The sequence below is a fragment of the Acidobacteriota bacterium genome (assembly GCA_016716715.1).
Lineage (GTDB): Bacteria > Acidobacteriota > Thermoanaerobaculia > UBA5066 > UBA5066 > Fen-183.
Map to the genome: position 1 here is coordinate 73,608 of JADJVE010000010.1, position 17,724 is coordinate 91,331.

Annotated in this window: 13 protein-coding genes; 8 read left to right on the plus strand and 5 right to left on the minus strand. The window is 72.1% G+C overall.

Features of this window, described 5'->3' with window-relative positions; all coding sequences use genetic code 11:
- Nucleotides 1-22 precede the first annotated feature (22 nt).
- The 3 genes from IPL89_15790 to IPL89_15800 all read left to right on the plus strand — a co-directional run bounded on the left by IPL89_15790 (nt 23) and on the right by IPL89_15800 (nt 5,727).
- Nucleotides 23-1,816, plus strand: coding sequence for a hypothetical protein (locus IPL89_15790; GenBank protein MBK9064634.1), 1,794 nt, complete (start codon nt 23-25; stop codon nt 1,814-1,816).
- Between the two features lie 71 nt (nt 1,817-1,887).
- Nucleotides 1,888-3,111, plus strand: coding sequence for an MFS transporter (locus tag IPL89_15795; GenBank protein MBK9064635.1), 1,224 nt, complete (start codon nt 1,888-1,890; stop codon nt 3,109-3,111).
- Nucleotides 3,112-3,135: 24 nt separating this feature from the next.
- Nucleotides 3,136-5,727, plus strand: a complete 2,592-nt coding sequence (locus IPL89_15800; protein MBK9064636.1) for a PIG-L family deacetylase — start codon at nt 3,136-3,138, stop codon at nt 5,725-5,727.
- Nucleotides 5,728-5,731: 4 nt separating this feature from the next.
- Here IPL89_15800 and IPL89_15805 read toward each other — a convergent pair whose 3' ends face one another.
- Nucleotides 5,732-6,583 (minus strand): DUF2911 domain-containing protein, encoded by an 852-nt coding sequence (locus tag IPL89_15805; GenBank protein MBK9064637.1) that lies wholly within the window; start codon nt 6,581-6,583, stop codon nt 5,732-5,734.
- A gap of 96 nt (nt 6,584-6,679) precedes the next feature.
- Between IPL89_15805 and IPL89_15810 the strand changes: the two genes are divergently transcribed.
- Genes IPL89_15810 through IPL89_15820 form a run of 3 tightly spaced genes read left to right on the plus strand, consistent with a single transcriptional unit; the run spans nt 6,680 to nt 8,346 of the window.
- Nucleotides 6,680-7,249, plus strand: coding sequence for a DinB family protein (locus tag IPL89_15810; GenBank protein ID MBK9064638.1), 570 nt, complete (start codon nt 6,680-6,682; stop codon nt 7,247-7,249).
- Between the two features lie 10 nt (nt 7,250-7,259).
- Nucleotides 7,260-8,126, plus strand: a complete 867-nt coding sequence (locus tag IPL89_15815) for a CPBP family intramembrane metalloprotease (protein ID MBK9064639.1) — start codon at nt 7,260-7,262, stop codon at nt 8,124-8,126.
- A gap of 10 nt (nt 8,127-8,136) precedes the next feature.
- The gene (locus IPL89_15820; protein ID MBK9064640.1) at nt 8,137-8,346 is read left to right on the plus strand and encodes a hypothetical protein; all 210 of its coding nucleotides are present in this window, start codon (nt 8,137-8,139) and stop codon (nt 8,344-8,346) included.
- On the opposite strand, the gene IPL89_15825 is transcribed toward IPL89_15820, so the two are convergent.
- Nucleotides 8,343-10,025 carry an amidohydrolase gene (locus tag IPL89_15825; protein MBK9064641.1) on the minus strand — a complete coding sequence of 561 codons (1,683 nt, stop codon included), beginning with the start codon at nt 10,023-10,025 and terminating at the stop codon, nt 8,343-8,345. The two genes, IPL89_15820 and IPL89_15825, sit on opposite strands and share 4 nt — an antisense overlap.
- Nucleotides 10,022-11,278: an amidohydrolase family protein gene (locus IPL89_15830; GenBank protein ID MBK9064642.1), complete on the minus strand. Its 1,257-nt coding sequence runs from the start codon at nt 11,276-11,278 to the stop codon at nt 10,022-10,024. Before IPL89_15830 ends, IPL89_15825 begins: the two co-directional genes overlap by 4 nt.
- 127 nt (nt 11,279-11,405) lie before the next feature.
- Between IPL89_15830 and IPL89_15835 the strand changes: the two genes are divergently transcribed.
- Nucleotides 11,406-12,203 carry a GNAT family N-acetyltransferase gene (locus tag IPL89_15835; GenBank protein ID MBK9064643.1) on the plus strand — a complete coding sequence of 266 codons (798 nt, stop codon included), beginning with the start codon at nt 11,406-11,408 and terminating at the stop codon, nt 12,201-12,203.
- Nucleotide 12,204: 1 nt separating this feature from the next.
- Here IPL89_15835 and IPL89_15840 read toward each other — a convergent pair whose 3' ends face one another.
- Complete coding sequence (locus IPL89_15840; GenBank protein ID MBK9064644.1) at nt 12,205-13,608, minus strand: hypothetical protein; 1,404 nt, start codon at nt 13,606-13,608, stop codon at nt 12,205-12,207.
- A 108-nt stretch (nt 13,609-13,716) separates the two neighbouring features.
- Here IPL89_15840 and IPL89_15845 point away from each other — a divergent pair, with 108 nt between their 5' ends.
- A complete protein-coding gene (locus IPL89_15845) occupies nt 13,717-15,516 on the plus strand; it encodes an amidase (protein ID MBK9064645.1) in 1,800 nt (599 codons plus the stop codon).
- A 13-nt stretch (nt 15,517-15,529) separates the two neighbouring features.
- Here IPL89_15845 and IPL89_15850 read toward each other — a convergent pair whose 3' ends face one another.
- Nucleotides 15,530-17,674, minus strand: a complete 2,145-nt coding sequence (locus tag IPL89_15850; GenBank protein MBK9064646.1) for a TonB-dependent siderophore receptor — start codon at nt 17,672-17,674, stop codon at nt 15,530-15,532.
- Nucleotides 17,675-17,724: the final 50 nt, after the last annotated feature.

Consider the following 17,724-nt stretch of genomic DNA (forward strand, 5'->3'; position numbering starts at 1 on the left):
GGACTCGAAATAGACTGCGCGTGTGACGTCCTTCGCACCGCATTTCCGGGCGCGCGCGTGGCTCGCGGTCTTCGCGCTCCTCGCCGCCGCCCGGTTCGCGACGATCGCGACGGACGCGTGGCACTGGGACGAGGTGCTCCTCTCGGACGCGGTCGCGCACGGGATCGACCTGCGCGTCCACCGGCCGCACCCACCGGGCTACCCGCTGCTCGTGGAAACAGCCGCGCTCATCCACGGCGTGGGCGTCGATCCGTACCGATCCCTCGCGCTCGTGGGCACGGCCGCAGGCATCCTCGCGGCCGCCGCGCTCGCGGCGTTTCTCGCCGCCGCCGGTCTCGACGCCGACTTCGCGTGTCTCGGCGGGCTCCTCTACGCCGTCATTCCGTCGGTGTGGCTCTTCGGGGTGCGTGGATTCAGCGACGCCCCAGCCGCGGCGGCCGTCTTCGCGTCGGCCGCCCTGCTCCTCTCCTCAGCCGAGCGGCGCTCGGCCGGCAGCGCCGCCGCCGGTTTCGTCGTCGCCGCGGCAGCCGCGGGCCTGAGGCCCCAGAGCGCCGTCGCCCTCGTGCCGCTCGGAGTCTGGGCGGCTCTTTCATGCGTGAAGTCCGGGCCGCGCGCCCGCGCGCTGCTCCTCACGGGTTTCGGCGCCGCCGCCCTCCTGAGCGCCGCCGTCTGGCTGCCAGCGGTCCGCGGATCGGGTGGATTCGCGCCGTTCCGCGAACAGCTCCTCATCCAGGCGGCCGACCTCCGTCGCAGCTCGGCCCTCTCGGCGGAGGATCTTCTGTCGTTCGCCCTCTGGAGGCGCTGGCTCGTGGACCCGTTCGGCTCGAATGCGCTCTTCGCCGCGGTCGGCGCGGCGGCGGCCGCGGGAGCCCTGCTTCGCCGGCGCACCGCGTCGCGGATACTCCTTCTCGTCCTCCCGTGGGCTCTCGTGAACGTGCCCGTCTCCACGCTCTTTGGCGCTCCCCGTTACGGGGCGCTGCTGCTCGGGGGCGTCGCGGGGCTCGCCGCGTGCGGACTCGCGGCGCTCGCCCTCCGCGCCCCGCGCCTCGGCGCGACAGCTTCCACGGCCCTCGTCGCCGCGTGCGCCTGGGTGGCGATTCCACCTGTCGTCGCCGCGGCGGCGCCGAGCCCCTCCGCCTCCGTCGTCCGCGCCGCCGCCCGTCCCCCGTACGACCGCGGGACGCTCGTCCACGACCCCGAGCTCCGGATGCACGTTTCGCGTTTCCTGCCGGGACGCGCGCAGAGCGAGATCGCGCCGGACCGCGCCGTCGCAGCGGCGGAAGGCGACGTCGTGCTGACGGCAGACCGGCGCGTGGGTGGGCTCGCGTACGAGAGGGCCTTCGGCCGCCCGGACCCGCTTCTCGCCCGCATCTCGCTCGGGTTTCTCCTCGAGACCCGGATCGGCGTTGCGCCGAAGAGGCTCTCGGTCGGAACGCGGCCGGGCGGCGGCGACGACGAGGTCGTCCGGTACGACGCGTCGATCCCCGTGGCGGTCGACGCGCCGACGGACGGGGCGGCCCTGAAAGGGACGCTCGACGTCCGCGGCTGGTGCCAGCTCCGCGGCGGCGGCGCGGTCGAGCCCGTCGAGTTCCGCGTGGACGGGGTTCTCGCGCGCGTTCTCGCGCTCGAGCGCACGCCACGCCCGGACGTCGCGGCCGCGATTCCCGAGGTCGGGGACGCCTCACGCGCGGGCTACGCGGCCCGGCTCGACGCTTCGGGCGTCGCCGCGGGCGCTCACGATCTCAAGGTCACGTTCCGTGCCGCCGATGGACGGAGGAGAATCGCCCCGCCGGTCCGCTTCGACTGGATGCCCTGACGCCAAGGAGGATCGCCATCTCCGCGGCTTTTCGCTCGCGCCGCCTCCTCGTCTGGGGCGTCCTCGCCCTCGTGTACGTCGTGTCGTACTTCCACCGGATCGCGCCCGCGGTCCTCGCGAAGGACCTCATGCGGAGTTTCACGGCGACGGGCGTGGAGGTCGCGACGATGGCGGCGCTCTACCTCTACGCGTTCGCCGCGATGCAGTTCGTCGTCGGCGCGGCCGTCGACGCGTGGGGGCCGCGCAGGGCCGTCGCGGCGGGCGCGCTCGTCATGGGCGCGGGCGGCGCGGTCTTCGCCGCCGCGCACGCGCTGCCGCTCGCCTACGGCGCGCGCGTCGTCGTCGGTGTAGGGGCCTCGGTCGTCTTCATCGGGACGTTGAAGCAGATCGGGGCGTGGTTCCGGCCCGACGAGTTCGGCACGTGGTCGGGCCTGACGCAGGTCGCCGGCAACCTCGGCGGCCTACTCGCCGCCGCGCCTCTCGCCCTCGTCGTGTCGCTCGCGGGCTGGCGCACGACGTTCGGCGGCGTCGCGGCGCTGTCCGTCGCCCTGGCGCTCCTCACGCTCTTGGTCGTCCGCGACCGGCCCGAGGAGGCGGGCTTCCCTCCGCCCGTGCCGCGCGGCCCCGTGCCGAAGCTGAGCGTCGCGCAGGGCTACCGCACCGTCTGGGGCAACCGTAAGACGTGGCCGATGTTCCTCGTCTTCTTCTGCCAGTACGGGACGCTCATCTCGTTCTCGGGTCTCTGGGCCGTCCCGTGGATGCGCGACGTCTACGGGCTCTCGGCGAAGGAGGCCGCGCAGCTCGTCTCCCTCGTCGGGCTCGGCGTCGTCTTCGGCGCGCCGGCCGCCGGGTACCTGTCGGATCGCGTCCTCCGCGCGCGCCGGCTGCCGTACGTCCTCTTCACGTTCGCCTACACGGCCGTCTGGGCCGCGATCGCCGTCCCGGCCGGCGGCCCTCCGCGCGTCCTCCTCGGCCCGCTCTGCTTCCTCGTCGGCCTCACGGCGAGCAGCTTCACGCTCACGTGGGTTCTCGCGCGGGAGGTCAACCCGCCGCGCTTCTCCGGAATCGCCACGGCCACGGTGAACGCCGGCGGCTTTCTCGGGGCGGCCGTCATGCAGAGCGTGCTCGGCCGCATCCTGGACGCCCACTGGCTCGGAGTCATCGAGCAGGGCGCCCGGCGCTACCCGGCGGCGGGCTATCACGCCGCGTTCCTCGCTGCGCTCGGGACGCTCCTCGTGGCCTGTGCCGGGACGCTCTTCGTTCAGGAAACCTTCGGGAAGCACGAGGCGGATTGAGACTCCCCCTCTAGAATGCGGCGCATGACGCGCCGCCCGCTCCGCTTCCTCGCCGCCGCCGTCCTCTTCCTCGCCTCCGGAGCGGCCCGAGCCGCCGCGCCCTCCGAGACGCTCTCGGCCGCGGAGATCGCCCTCCAGCTGAAGAAGCTGAACGTCGTCGGCAGCGTCCTCTACGTCGCGGCCCACCCGGACGACGAGAACACGGCGTTTCTCGCGTGGGGCGCGAAGGGCCGCCTCCTCGAGACGGGCTACCTCTCGGTCACGCGCGGCGACGGCGGCCAGAATCTCATCGGCAACGAGACCGGCGAGCTCGTCGGCGTCCTGCGCACGCAGGAGCTCCTCGCGGCGCGCCGGATCGACGGCGCCCGGCAGTTCTTCACGCGCGCGATCGACTTCGGCTACTCGAAGAACCCCGAGGAGACGTTCGCGATCTGGGGGCACGAACAGGTCCTTTCGGACGTCGTCTGGATCATCCGGTCCTTCCGGCCCGACGTGATCGTGACGCGCTTCCCGTCGACCGGCGAGGGCGGGCACGGAAACCACACGGCATCCGCGATCCTCGCGGGCGAGGCGTTCGCGGCCGCCGCAGATCCGAAGCGCTTCCCCGAACAGCTCAAGTGGGTCCGAACCTGGCAGGCGAGGCGGATCTTCTGGAACGTCTTCCGCTTCGGCGCCGACGCGCCCCGCACCGCCGCGGCCGGGCAGATCGCGATCGACCTCGGCGCCTACAACGCGCTCCTCGGCCGCTCGTACACGGAGATCGCCGGCCAGAGCCGCTCCATGCACAAGAGCCAGGGCTTCGGCGCCGCCGAGCGCCGCGGCACGTGGATGAACGACTTCAAGCTGACGGCGGGCGAACCCGCGACGAGCGACCTCTTCGAAGGCGTGGATCTCAGCTGGAAGAGATACGGAGAGAGGGGAGAAGAGGTCGGAGAGATTCTTAGAAAGGTGGAAGAGGGGTTCCGCGAAACGGATCCGGCCGCCTCCGTCCCGGCGCTGGTTCAGGCCTGGACCGCCCTCGGGCGGATGAGCGAAGCGGCAAGTGAGCCGCCCAATTCACCTTCTAAGAAATCCGAATCTTCGTCTTCCTCTCTGGATCCGCTCCTCGCCGCGAAGCGCGCCGAGGTCGTCGAGGCGATCCGGGCGTGTCTCGGGTTGTGGACTGAGGCGATCGCGGCCGACGTGTCGGCCGCGCCGGGCGCCGAGGTCAAGGTCGCGACGATGATCCTGAACCGCTCGAGCGTCCCCGCGACGCTCGAGAAGGTCGAAGTCACGCACGCCGCCTCGCCGCTCGCCGGCGGTGCCCTCGCGCCGAACGGGCCCGTGCGCGGGACGGCGACGGTCGCGCTGCCCCCGGACGCCGCGATCACGCAGCCGTACTGGCTGAGCGCGCCGGCGGGCAAGGGCCTCTACGCCGTCCCGGACCCGACGCTCGTCGGCCGCCCCGAGAACGCGCCGCCTCTCGTCGCGCGGTTCACCGTCCAGGTCGCAGGGGCTTCGATCCCGTTCGAGACGCCTGTCGTCTTCCGGCGCACGGATCCTGTCAAGGGCGAGGTCTACCGCCCGTTCGAGATCACGCCGCCCGTCACCGCGAACTTCGACGACAAGGTCTACGCGTTCGGGAGCGGCGCCGCCAAGACCGTGCGCGTGACGCTCGTCGCCGGGGCGCCGAAGGTCTCGGGCTCGCTTCGCCTGAAGGCTCCCGCAGGGTTCCACGTCTCCCCCTCGGAGGTCCCCTTCGAGCTCGCCGCCCGCGGGGAGGAGAAGGCGGTCGCGTTCACCCTGACCCCTCCGTCCGGCCACGCCGCCGGAACGCTGACCGCCGAGACGACCGTCGCCGGGAAATCCGGCTCGCGCGCGATCGTCCGCGTGGACTATCCGCACATTCCCGTGCAGACGTTGTTCCCAGCGGCGGAGGCGCGCGTCCTCCGGATCGACGTCAAGGCGCCGCGCCTCCCGGTCGGCTACGTCATGGGCTCGGGCGACGCCGGCCCCGATGCGCTCAGACAGATGGGCTACGCCGTGACGCTTCTCTCGGACGACGAGCTGGAGACGGGCGACCTCTCGCGCTACTCGGCGGTCGTCGCCGGCATCCGCGCATTCAACACGCGCCCGCGCCTCAAGCAGGCGGTCAAACGCCTCGAGGCGTACGCGGAAGGCGGCGGAACGGTCGTCGTCCAGTACAACACGACCGGCGACCTCGTCACGGACGAGCTCGGGCCCTGGCCGATCAAGCTCTCGCGCGACCGCGTGACGGTGGAGGAAGCCCCCGTCACGTTCACGAAGCCGGACAGCCCGCTCCTGAACTTCCCGAACAAGCTCGCCCCCGCCGATTTCGACGGCTGGGTTCAGGAGCGCGGGCTCTACTTCGCGGGGTCGTGGGACCCGAAGTACGAGACGGTCCTCGCGACGCACGACCCGGGCGAGAGCGACAAGCCCGGCGGGCTCCTCTACGGCCGCGTCGGGAAGGGCGCCTGGGTGTACACGGGCTACGCGTTCTTCCGGCAGCTGCCGGCGGGAGTGCCCGGCGCCTACAGACTCTTCGTCAATCTGGTTTCTGCGGGCGCGGGCGCCGACCTCGCGACGCGGGCGCCGGGAGCGCCCGCGTCGCGCTAGCTCCCTATTTCTTCCAGCCCGCGATCGACTTCTCGAGGTCGGCGACTGCCTCGGGCGAGGGCTTCTGCTCGGCGGCCTTGCCGGCCGCGAGCGCCTTCTCTCCCGCCGCGATCGCGCCCTTCTTGTCGCCCTGCCCGGCGAGGACGTTCGCCTTCAGCGAGAGGTTCGAGAACGTCTCCTTCGTCGAGATCGACCGCTCGAGGAACTTCGCGGCGTCCTCGGGGGCGTACTTCATGTCGTAGAGGCCGCGGGCGGCGGTCAGCGACGTGCGCCAGTCGTCCACCTTCGCGTCCGCGACGGCCACCTTCGCCTTGTGGAGGAACGCGGCGTTCGTGTCGACGCCGATCGCGAGGGAGAGCTTGAGCTTCTCCCACGCGATGGTGAGCGTCGCGCCGCTGTTGGTCGCGGACGGGAAGGAGATCGTGAGGAACTCCTTGTTCTCGGCCAGCGCCGTCGGCTTCACCTTGACGCGCAGGACGTCCTTGTCCGCCGCGTAGTCGGCCGGCGAGCCCGTCGACTGCTTGTTGAAAATGACGGTCCATTCGGCCTTGCCCGGGATCGTGAAGAGGCCGTAGGCGCCGGCCGGGAGCTTCTGGCCCTCGACCGTCACGTCCGTGTCGAACGAGATCTTCGTGACCGCGTTCGCACCGGTGCGCCAGACCTTGTCGTACGGGACGAGGTCGCCCCAGATCGTGCGGCCCTTGACGGACGGGCGGCTGTAGACGACCTCGGCCTTCGTGACTCCGATCGTCTGGGTGACGGAGGCGTTCGGGCTGGGCATCGGCGTCGCGAGCTGCGCGAGCGCCGGAGCGGCCGCGAGCGCGAGGGCGGCGGCGGAAAACCGGATCTTCGACATCGGTGAGTCCTCCACGGTTCGTTTTTCGGGCGGAATGCCTCGAGTCCGCGAATTCTACGCGGATGGATAAGATGCCGTCTCAAAGGAGACCCCGCCATGAAAAGAACCGCGTCGGCCCTCGTCCTCACGGCCCTCGTCCTGGCCACGTCCTTTGCCGCCGCTCAGACCGTTGTCACCGGCTTCCGCGCCGAGTTCTACGCCCAGCAGGACGGCGTCGAGAAGGAGCTCCTCGGGCTCGCCGAGGCGACTCCGCCCGAGAAGTTCGGCTGGCGGCCGGCCGAGGGAGTCCGGTCCGTCAGCGAGGTCTACATGCACCTCGTCGGCGCGAACTACATGCTCCCGAGCTTCAACGGCGTGAAGGCCCCGGAGGGCATCTCGCCGGGCATGGAGAAGTCCGTCACGGAAAAAGCGGCCGTCATCGCGGAGATGAAGAAGTCGTTCGAGCACCTGCGTTCGGCCATCGCGTCGACGAAGGACGCCGATCTCGACAAGCCCGTGAAGTTCTTCGGCCGCGATTCGACCGTGCGCGGGCTCTACCTGACCGTCGCGAACCACGAGCACGAGCACCTCGGCCAGTCCATCGCCTACGCCCGAATGAACGGCATCGTCCCGCCGTGGTCGCAGCCGAAGGCCAAACCCGCCGAGAAGCCCGCCGAAAAGAAGTAGCGCGCACGGGTTGACGCTTTTCTCGCCGGTCCCGCTTCTCCCGGACGCCGTCCTCGCGTCGCGGGACCTCTACTTTGCGCTGCCCCTCGGCCTCGCGGGGCTTCTCGCGCTGCGCCTCGGCCTGCTCCGCGGCCCGGGGCGCGCCCTGCCCGAGCCCGCGCGCCCCGCGTGGCGCGGCGCCGCCGCCGGGATCGCCGTCGCGCTCGTGCTTCTCGCAGCCGCGCTCCTGCCGCCGCTCGCGGCCGGGGCGTTCCGGCCCGGGACCCCGGACTGGACGGCGTTCGCGCCGACGCCGCCGCCCGCGAACCCGGCTGCCGCTCCCGCATCGGTCGCCTTCTTCGCCGTCCAGTCCCTCGTCGAGGAGCTCCTTTTCCGCGGAGCGTTGATGACGCTTCTCGCGGCGCTCGTCCTCGGCGCCATGCGCCTCGCGCGCGGTGCGCTCCCGGGCCGCGGTGACGCCGCCGGCCTTCCCCGCTTCGGGCGGCGCTGGCTCGCCACGGGCCTCGCCGCGAACGCGGTGCAGGCCGCCGGCTTCGCCGTGCTGCACACCGGCAACCCGCACGTGACGCCGCTCGCGCTCGTGAACATCGGCCTCGCCGGCGCGATCCTCGGCTGGCTCTACTGGTCCGGCGGCGGCCTCGCCGGCGCGTGGGCCTTCCACGCGCTCTGGAACTTTTCGCTCTCGGCTCTCGGACTGCCCGTCAGTGGCCTGTCGCTCGCGACGCCGCTCGTCGCGACCGGCTTCGCCGGCGCGGGGCGTCCGCTGCTCTCCGGCGGCGCGTTCGGGCCCGAGGGGTCGCTCGTGCTCACGGCAGCGCTTGCCGCCGCCCTCGGGTTCCTGATCCGGCGCAGCGCGAAGCGCCTGCCGAACGGGTAGGATCGGCGGCATGAACGGCGATCGGAAACTCTTCACCTGCGCAAAGTGCGGCAAGAAGTTCTGGTACTGGGTGCTCGACGACGTCGCGCAGCCGAAGATCAAGTGCTACTACTGCGCGACCGAGGCGTACCCGAACGGCGAGCCGCCGAAACCGCCGGCTCCGGCCCCTGCGCCTCCCGCGCCGCCGGCTCCGGCTCCGCCCGCGGCGCCCGCGGCCTAGTTCGCCCGGTAGACGATCTCCCCGCCGACGACGGTCATCACGACCTTCGCCTTGAGGATCTCGCCGGCGGGCGTGCCCGGCGCGAAGATCTCGCGGTCGAGGACCGTGAAGTCCGCGTCGAAGCCGGGCTCGATCCGCCCGCGGCGCTTCTCGGCGAACTCCGCGTACGCGGCGTCGGACGTGAAGAGGCGCAGCGCCTCCGCGCGCCCGAGGCCTTCCTCCGGGTGCCAGCCGCCGGGCGGCTTGCCGTTTGTCTCCTGCCGCGTGACCGCGGCGAAGATCCCGAGCAGCGGGTCCTCCGACTCGACCGGGAAGTCGCTGCCGCCCGCGAGCTTCGTCCCCGCCTTCAGGAGCGTGCGCCACGCGTACGCGCCCTTCACGCGCTCCTTCCCGAGGCGGCCCTCGGCCCAGACCCAGTCGGAGGTCGCGTGCGTCGGCTCGACCGACGCGATCACCCCGAGCTTTCCGAAGCGCTCCGCGTCGCCGGGAGCGAGGATCTGCGCGTGCTCGATGCGCAGGCGCGCGTCGGCGCTCTTCACGGCCTCGAGGCCCTTCTCGTATGCGTCGAGCGTCGTGCGGTTCGCCCGGTCGCCGATCGCGTGCGTCCACACCTGGAAGCCGCCGCGGAGCGCCTTCTCGACGAGCTTCGCGACCGCCTCGGGCGGCGTGACGTCGAGGCCGCGGTTGCCCGGCGAATCGGAATAGTCGGCGAGGAGAGCCGCTCCACGCGAGCCGAGCGCGCCGTCGGCGTAGAGCTTGACGGCCCGCAGGGTGAACCGCCCCGCGGAGACGGGCCCGCGAGCGAGCGCGGCGTCGAGGGCCTCCGGGCCGACCGTCGCGTAGACGCGGACCGGCAGCTTGCCCTCCTTCGCGAGGCCCTCGAGGATCGCGAGGTCGGCGAGCGAGGAGCCCGAGGCTTCCCCGATGCCCGTGAGCCCGGCCTTCGCGCAGGCCTCGAGCCCGGCGACGAAGTCCTTGCGCGCCTCGTCGGGACCGGGCCGGGGAATCGCCTTCCAGACCAGGCTCATCGCGTTGTCGACGAGGACGCCCGCGGGCGACCCGTCCTTCAGGCGCTCGATGCGTCCGCCCGGCGGGTCCGGCGTCGCCTTCGTGATTCCAGCGGCCTTCAGCGCGGCGGCGTTCACCCAGAGCGCGTGCCCGTCCACGCGCGCGAGGACGACGGGCGTTTTCGGCGCGGCGGGCTCGAGGTCGGCCGCGGTCGGGAACGCGTTGTCCGTCCAGCGATTCTGGTCCCACGCGCGGCCGCGGATCCACGCCCCGGGGGCCGTCGAGGCCGAGAGCGCGCGGACGCGCAGGAGGATCTCCTCCTTGGCGAGGCCGCGGCAGTCGATCATCCGGTGAAGCGCGCCCAGCGAGCGCAGGTGGCCGTGCGCGTCCGTGAGGCCGGGGACGAGGACGGCGCCCGCGAGGTCGACGACGCCCGCCGCGGGCGCGGCGGCGCGGACGTCGGCCTCGTAACCGACGGAGACGACCTTTCCGTCCTTCACGAGGATCGCGAGCTTCCGCGGCGTCTCGTCCCACGCCGTGTAGACCGACGCTCCGCGGAAGACCGTCCCGGCGTCCGGAGCCGGCACGGGCAGCGGCGTGGGCGCGGGATCGGCGGCAAGGGCACGGCCCGAGAGCGCGAGCAGCACGGCAAGCGGGGCGATCCGGTTCATCGCGACACCACGACCTCTCCGCCCTTCATCACGAAGGACACGCGTTCGAGGACGGTCACGTCCTTCAGCGGATCGCCGTCCACCGCGACGAGGTCCGCGAATCGTCCGGGCGCGATCGCGCCGACCTTCTCCCAGCCGAGCAGCTCGGCCGCGTTCGTCGTGGCGGCCTGGATGGCCTGCATCGGCGTGAGGCCGCCCGCGACCATGTAACGGAACTGGCGCGCGTTCAGGCCGTGCGGGTAGACGCCCGCGTCCGTCCCAAAAGCCTGTTTCACGCCCGCCTTCACGGCCTTCGCGAAGTTCTCGCGCTGGAGGCGCCCGACCGACCGCTCCTTCTCGATGATCTTCTCGGGATAGCCCATCTTCGCAAACTCCGCGAGGATCCAGTCGTCGTTGTAGACGTCCGCGACGAGGAACGTCCCGCGCTCCTTCATCATGCGGATGCCCTCGTCGTCGATCAGGCTCCCGTGCTCGATCGACGCGACGCCCGCCGAGATGGCGCGCTTGATCGCCTCGGTTCCGTGCGCGTGCGCCGCGACCTTACGGCCCCACATGGCGGCCTCCTCGCAGATCGCCTTCATCTCCTCGAGGGAGTACTGCGGCGCGCCGACGGATTCTTCCTCGGAGAGGACTCCCGCCGAGGCGATCAACTTGATGACGTCCGCTCCGAACTTCACGTTCTGGCGGACGAGCTTGCGGACGGCGTCGACGCCGTCGGCGACGCCCGAGAAGCGCTCGAACTTCAGGTACGGCGAAAAGCCCGTGAGGTCCCCGTGTCCGCCCGTCGACCCGATGGAGAGGCCCGCGACCCTCAGGCGCGGCCCGGCAACCTGGCCCTTGTCGATCGCGTTCTTGAGCGCGACGTCGACGTACTCCGCGCTGCCGACGACGCGGAGGGTCGTGAAGCCCGCCTCGAGCGTCCGCTTCGCGTAGACGTGCGCCGTGACGGCGACGTCGATCGGCGACTTGCGGAAGCGGTCGGCGTAGTAGTCCTCGGGCTGCGACGTGATGTGGGTGTGGACGTCGATCAGGCCCGGCAGGACGGTCTTCTTCGTCAGATCCACGACGGACGCGCCCGCGGGGGCCGCGATCCCGGGGCCGACCTGCTTCACGATCCCGTCCTCGATCAGCACGTTCTGACCGGAAAGGACGCGTCCCGCGAGGACGTCGACGAGCGCGCCGGTCCTCACGAGGACGATCTTCTTAGGCGCGGGCGGCTTCGGAGCGGGCGTCTCGGCCCGCAGGGCGGCCATCGCGAAGAGCGCGGCGGCGGCCGGAGCGAGTCGCGGGATTCGGAGCTTCGTCACGGGACCTCCTCGTGGAACCGCGCGAACCTTACCAGCCGCGAGGCCCGCCGACGAGTGTCCCTAGAATGACGACATGGAAGCCGGTCCCCGCACCGCGACGCCCGAACGCCTGCAGGCGCACATGCGAGCCGTCGCGCGGCAGCAGTACGACGCCGTCCCGGTGCCGCCGTTCACGCTCTACTTCCACCCGTCGGACGCTCTCCCCTACCTGAACTACGCGATCCCGGACGAAGCGCCCGGCGACGCCGCCTCCCTCGCGGCGCCGCTCGCCGAGCTGAAGGCCGAGTTCGCGAAGCGGGGGCGCAAGCCGCGCTTCGAGTTCGTCGGCGCGGTCTTTCCCGCGCTCGCAGGCGCCCTGGAAGCCTCGGGCTTCGAGATCGAGGCCCGCCCGCAGCTCATGGTCGCGACGCCCGAAACACTCCGCGACGTTCCTCCGGCCGCCGGGCTCGAGGTCGAGACGCTCTCGGGAACGTCGCCGCTCGACGCGTTCCGGGTGTTCATCTCCATCCAGCGGCGCGCATTCGGCCTTGGCGACGCGGCCGCGGTCTCCGACCAGGACGCGCTCTGGCTGCGCGACGGCCTCGGCCGGGGACTGTGTTTCGTGGGGCGCCTTGCCGGCGAGGGGGTGGCGGTCTCGATGTTTCTCGATCCGCAGGACGGCCTCACCGAGCTCGCCGGAATCTGCACGCTCGAATCCCACCGGCGCCGCGGCCTCGCAGGAGCGCTCACGCACGCGGCCCTCCGCGAGGCGTTCCTCCGCGGGGTCTCCGTGGCGTTCCTCTCGGCGGCCGACGCGCGCGCGGGTCGCGTCTACGAGGCCGCCGGCTTCGCGCCGTTCGGGAACACGGTCTTCGCGATCGTCAGGGGCTGAGTCAGCGCACCCGGCGGAACACGCGCACCGTTCCCGGCGATCCGAACGCGTGCGCCGGGAGGCGGGCGACCTCGGTCCAGCGCGCGAGCGCGCCGGGGTCGGCCGCGAGCGCGGGATCGAGAAAGCGGTCGAGCGCGACGAGCGCGGCCGCGTCCGTCTCGCGGAGCAGCCGCGGCGGGACTGACCCGCCCTCCGCGAGCGGCCGGTCGAGCCATCGCAGGGCCGAAGGAGAGACGAGCCCGACCGTGTCGAGAACGCGCGCGGGAGTCGCCCAGCCGAGGGCGCCGATCTCCGGCGCGGCGACCGTGTCCCCGGGCCCGAGGGCGAGGAGCGCGGCCGCGCGCGTGTAGACCGCCTCGCGCCCCGAGGGATCGTAGGGCCGGAACGTCGCGACGTGGACGCACGCGGCCGCCGCGAGAAGCGCGGCAGCGCCCGCGCGCGCCGGCCGCGGCAGCCGGGCCGCGCAGGCGATCGCCACGAACGCCGTCGCGAGGGCGAGCGGCGGGCGGTACCAGGGGAAGACGAGAGGGTTCGCGAGCGCGAAGGCCGCGACGTAAGCGCCCGCGAAGAGCGCCAGCGCGAGGACGGGCGGATTCGCGAGGGCCCGCCGCCCGAACGCGAGGAGAAGCGCGAGCACGCCCACGGCCAGGAGCACGATCGCGACGGGCGCCAGCGGCGTCGCGTACGCGACGAGCGTGTCCAGAACCGTCTCCTCGAGGCGAAGGAGAGCGTGGCCCGGGGGCATCGCGTACGCGAGGCGCTTGGCCGTCACGCTGTGCGGCAGCGGCGAGCCGAAGGCGACCCACAGGGCGGCGGCGCCCGCGGCCGCCGGCGCGAGCCCGAGCGCGACACCCCGCCACGGCCAGCGCCCGCGCGCCGCGCGAAGGGCGAGGAGGAGAGCCGGAACGAGGGCGGCGCCGTCGGGGTGCAGGAAGAAGAGCCCGGAAGCCACCGCGAACGCCGCCGCGTCCCGCCTGCGGCACGCGAGCTCGACGGCGCCGAGAAGGCCGAGAAGGTAGAGCGGCGTCTCCATTCCGGACGCGAAGACTTCGAGAGAGGCGTGTGGCGAGAAAGCGGCGACGACGAAGAGTGCCGCGAGGAGCGGGCCGGCGGCGCGCCGCGCGAGGCGGTAGCCGACGACGGCGCACGCCGGAAGGCACGCGGCGCCGAGGACGAACGCGAGCGCCGGGATCGCGGCGCCCGTGAGGGTCCGGAGAGCCGCGAGGATCAGCGCGAAGAGCGGCGCCGACGTGCCGAGAACTCGCTCCCCTGCGTTGTAGACGAGCCCGGCGCCTTCGACGAGGTTCCGCGCGTAGCGGAACGTGATGTACGCGTCGTCCACGGCGCGCGGCCCGCCGCGCAGCGCCGCGGCGCCGAGGACGAGCACGATTCCGAGCGGCAGCACCAGCTCGCGTGGGCGGAAGGGCGCCGGAGGCGGGTCAATGCGCTCTGAATCGATGGCCCATGTTACCGGCCCGGCCGGCGCCGACCGAGTCCCGCGTAAAGTACGGGCATGTCGAAATCCCGCCGCGATTTCCTCGCCGCCGCCGCCACCGGAGTCGCCGGCCTCGCCGTGGGCGCGCGCGCCGACGCCCAGACGCCGCCTCCCGCCACCACGCCTGCCGCCGGCACGCCGCCCGCGTTCGGCACGGCGCCCCCGGTGGGCCCCGAGATCACGCCCACGACGATCGCCGAGGCGGAAAAACTCGTTCGCGTGACGCTCTCGCCGAAGGACCGCGCTCAGGCGGCGGGCAACTGGCCCGCCGCAATGGCCGGCACGATGGAGCGGCGCACGGGCCCCCGGAAAGTCGTCCTCGAGCCGTCCCTCGCTCCCGCCTCGCAGTGGAACCCGGTGCTGCCCGGCCGGTCCGCCGGCCCCGCGCGCGGCGTCTTCGTGCGCAGCGCGTCCGTCCCCGGCCCGCTCCCGAAGCGGGACGAGGACATCGCGTTCGCGCCGGTCTCCGCGCTCTCGCGCTGGATCGAGTCGAAGGCGCTTTCTTCCGAGCGGCTGACGAAGATCTACCTCGACCGCCTGCGGCGCTACGACCCGCAGCTCAAGTGCGTCATCACGCTGACGCCCGAGCTCGCGCTCGAGCAGGCGCAGCGCGCCGATGCCGAGATCTCGGCCGGGAGATACCGCGGCCCGCTCCACGGGATTCCGTGGGGCGTGAAGGATCTCCTCGACACGAAGGGAATCCGGACGACCTGGGGCGCCGAGCCCTACAGGGACCGCGTGCCCGAAGCGGACGCGTTCGTCGTCCGGCGCCTCCACGAGGCGGGCGCCGTCCTCGTCGCGAAGCTGAGCCTCGGCGCGCTCGCGCTGAACGACGTGTGGTTCGGCGGCGAGACGAAGAACCCGTGGGCGCCCGAGGAGGGCTCGGGCGGCAGCAGCGCGGGCCCGGGCGCCGCGACGGCCGCGGGCCTCGTGGGCTTCGCGATCGGCAGCGAGACGGAGGGTTCCATCATCGACCCGTCCATGCGCTGCGGCGTCACGGGCCTCAGGCCCACGTTCGGGCGCGTCGCGCGCACCGGCGCCATGACGCTCTCGTGGTCCATGGACAAGCTCGGCCCGATGGCGCGCGGCGTGGAGGACACGCTCCTCGTCCTCGCCGCGATCTCGGGCACCGACCCGGGAGACGTCTCGGGAATTCCGAGCCGGCTGGACTTCGAAGCCGACGGGCCGGTCGCGGGGCTCAAGGTCGGCTACTTCCCCGGCTGGATGAAAGAGGCCACCGACGTGGACCGCGCGGCGCTCGGCACGGCGAGGCTGATCGGGATGACGGGCGTCGAGGTGAGCCTGCCCGACTGGCCCTACGGGTCGCTCAACACGATCCTCTTCGCGGAGGCCGCGGCCGCGTTCGAGGAGCTCACGCTTTCGGGCGGCCTCGACCAGCTGAAGATGCAGGTGCCGGACGCCTGGCCGAACACGTTCCGGCAGGCCCGCTTCCTCTCGGCCGTCGACTACGTGCAGGCGGACCGGCTGCGCCGCAAGGTCGCCGAGGAGATGGCCCGCCTGTTCGAGAAGGTGGACGTCCTTTTCGTCCCGTCGCTGCGCGACGAGATGATGACCATCTCGAACTTCACGGGCCACCCGTCGCTCACGCTGCCCGCCGGCTTCGTCCAGGTCGACCAGGCCCGCAGCGACTGGGCGCCGGACCCGGCCCGGCCGCTCCCGAAGTTCTCGCCGAAGCGCCGCGTCCCGCACGGGGTGACGCTCGTCGGACGGCTCTTCGACGAAGGGACGATCGGCCGCGCCGGCCTCGCGCTGGAGCGCGCGTTCGGCGTGCGCGGCGAGCGCCCGAAGGGATTCTGAGGCCGGGGGACTTTCAGAACCGCGCCATGAGCCCGAGGCGCGCGGCGCGCGGCGAGCCGGGGGAGATGTTCGTGTTGCTGTCCGCGTTCGCGTAGTAACGCCGGTCGAGGAGGTTCTCGACATTCAGCTGGACGCGCACGCCCGTCGCGACCGTCACGAAGACCGCGGCGTCGAGCCTGGCGCAGCCGGGCAGCGTCACGGCGTCGTCGATCGCCGCGTACATCGCCGAGCGCGCCACGACGCCGAGCGCCGCGCCGACCTTCGGGTGGACCTGCACCTGGTTCCAGAGCGAGAATGTGTGGCGCGGCACCTGCGCCACGATCGCGCCCTCCCGCGCGGCCACGGTCGCGCTCGTCACGAACGCGTCCTGAAACGCGTAGCCGCCCGCGATGCTCCACGCGCCGGTGATCCGCCCGGTCGCGCCGATCTCGATCCCGTTCGTCCGCTGACTGCCCGTCTGGACGATGCGCGTCGGATCGTTCGGGTCGGTCGAGCGCGTGTTCGTCCGGTCGAGGCGGTAGACGGCGAGCGTGAGGGCGAGGACGGATGACGGGTCCCACTTCGCACCGACCTCGTAGTTGACGATCTTCTCCGGCTCGAGCTGCTGCGTGACGTTCGTGAGGGACGAGAACTGGTCGCCCGAGCCCGGCACCCACGACACGGTCCACCCCGCATAGAGCGAGACCGGCGCCGCGGGCTTCACGACGACCCCGAAGCGCGGGGAGACGAGGTTGTCCACGCGGCCGATCTCGTCTCCGTTGCGGTTGTTCGTGTACGTCAGGTCGAAGCGGTCGAACCGCACGCCGCCGAGGAGCTGGAGCGCCGGAGTCAGCTCGACCTGGTCCTGCACGTAGGCGCCGAAGAGCTTCGTCACGAGGTGGTTGTCGGCGTCCGTCGCGCTCTGGCGCCACGTGACGGGCACGGTCGTCTGCGGGCTCGCGAAGGGAACGGAGATCGAGAGAGACGTGTTGTTGAAGTAGCCCGTGTTGCGGAAATTGTCCGTGAGCTGCCGGCCGAGCTCCGCGCCGACGAGGAGCGTGTGTTTCATCGGCCCGGTCGCGAAAGACGACGTGAGGTCGGTCTGGTTGAAGAGGTTCTGCCGCTTCGTGGCGTTGTTGTAGGCCGTGAGAAGAACGGCGCTCATGTCGGACGACGCGGCGCCGGGCACGTAGTTCTGGTAGCCGCGGTCGTAGTCGCCGTAGAGCGTGCGGTTGCGGAGGGTGAAACCCGCGGCCCGGTGCTCGACGGCGGCCGAGAGGAGGTTGACGTCCGCGCGCACGCTGCTGTCGTCCGGGTTGCCGTAGTACGTCGCGACGGGGACATCGGCCGGCGCGCCCCGGTACGACGTGATCCCACGGTCGGCCGTCCGCCCGTCGTGAAACCGCTCGTAGGAGACGGTGACGGACGTCGCCTCCCCGGCGAGGATCGCGAGCGACGGCGCGAAGCCCCAGCGCGTGAGGTCCACGTTGTTGCGAAAGCTTCCCGAGTCCTCGTAGAGGCCGTTCAGCCGCAGGGCGACCGCGTTCGAGAGCGGCGCATCGAAATCCGCGTTCGCCCGCTTGTTCCCGTAGGAGCCGCCCTGAAGGTCCACTTCCCGGAGCGCCGTGAAGCCGGCCTGTTTCGTGACGCGGTTGATCACGCCGCCCGCACCCCCGCGGCCGAAGATCATCGCGTTCGGCCCTTTCAGCGCCTCGACGCGCTCGAGGTTGTAGAGGTCGCGGTAGTACTGGACGTCGTCGCGGACACCGTCCACGAAGAAGTCGGCCGACGAGCTGTTGCCGCGCATGACGATCTGGTCGCGGTTGTTCTCCCCCTGGTGGAGCGTGACGCCCGGGACGTACCGCACGACGTCGCCGATCGACGTCATGAGCTGGTCCTGCATGAGCGGCCGGGCCACGATCGTGACGGATTGCGGGACGTCGAGGAGGGGCGTGTCGGTCTTCGTGGCGGTCGCCGTCTCCCCGACGGCGTATCCCTCGGGCGGCGCCGTCACGGTGACCGCCCCCTTCGCGCGGATGCTCGAATCCCCGGGATCCCCGGCGGCTGCCGCGCCAACTTCGACGGCTGGAGCGGACTCGACCGACCCGCCACCGGCAAGGACGGGGCTTGCGGTGGCGCCGAGCAGGGCGAGGACGAGGGCGGGAACGCGCGGTGTCATGGGGCCTCCTGATCCGACTCTAGCGTATTTGAGATCGAGTCTCAATCGCT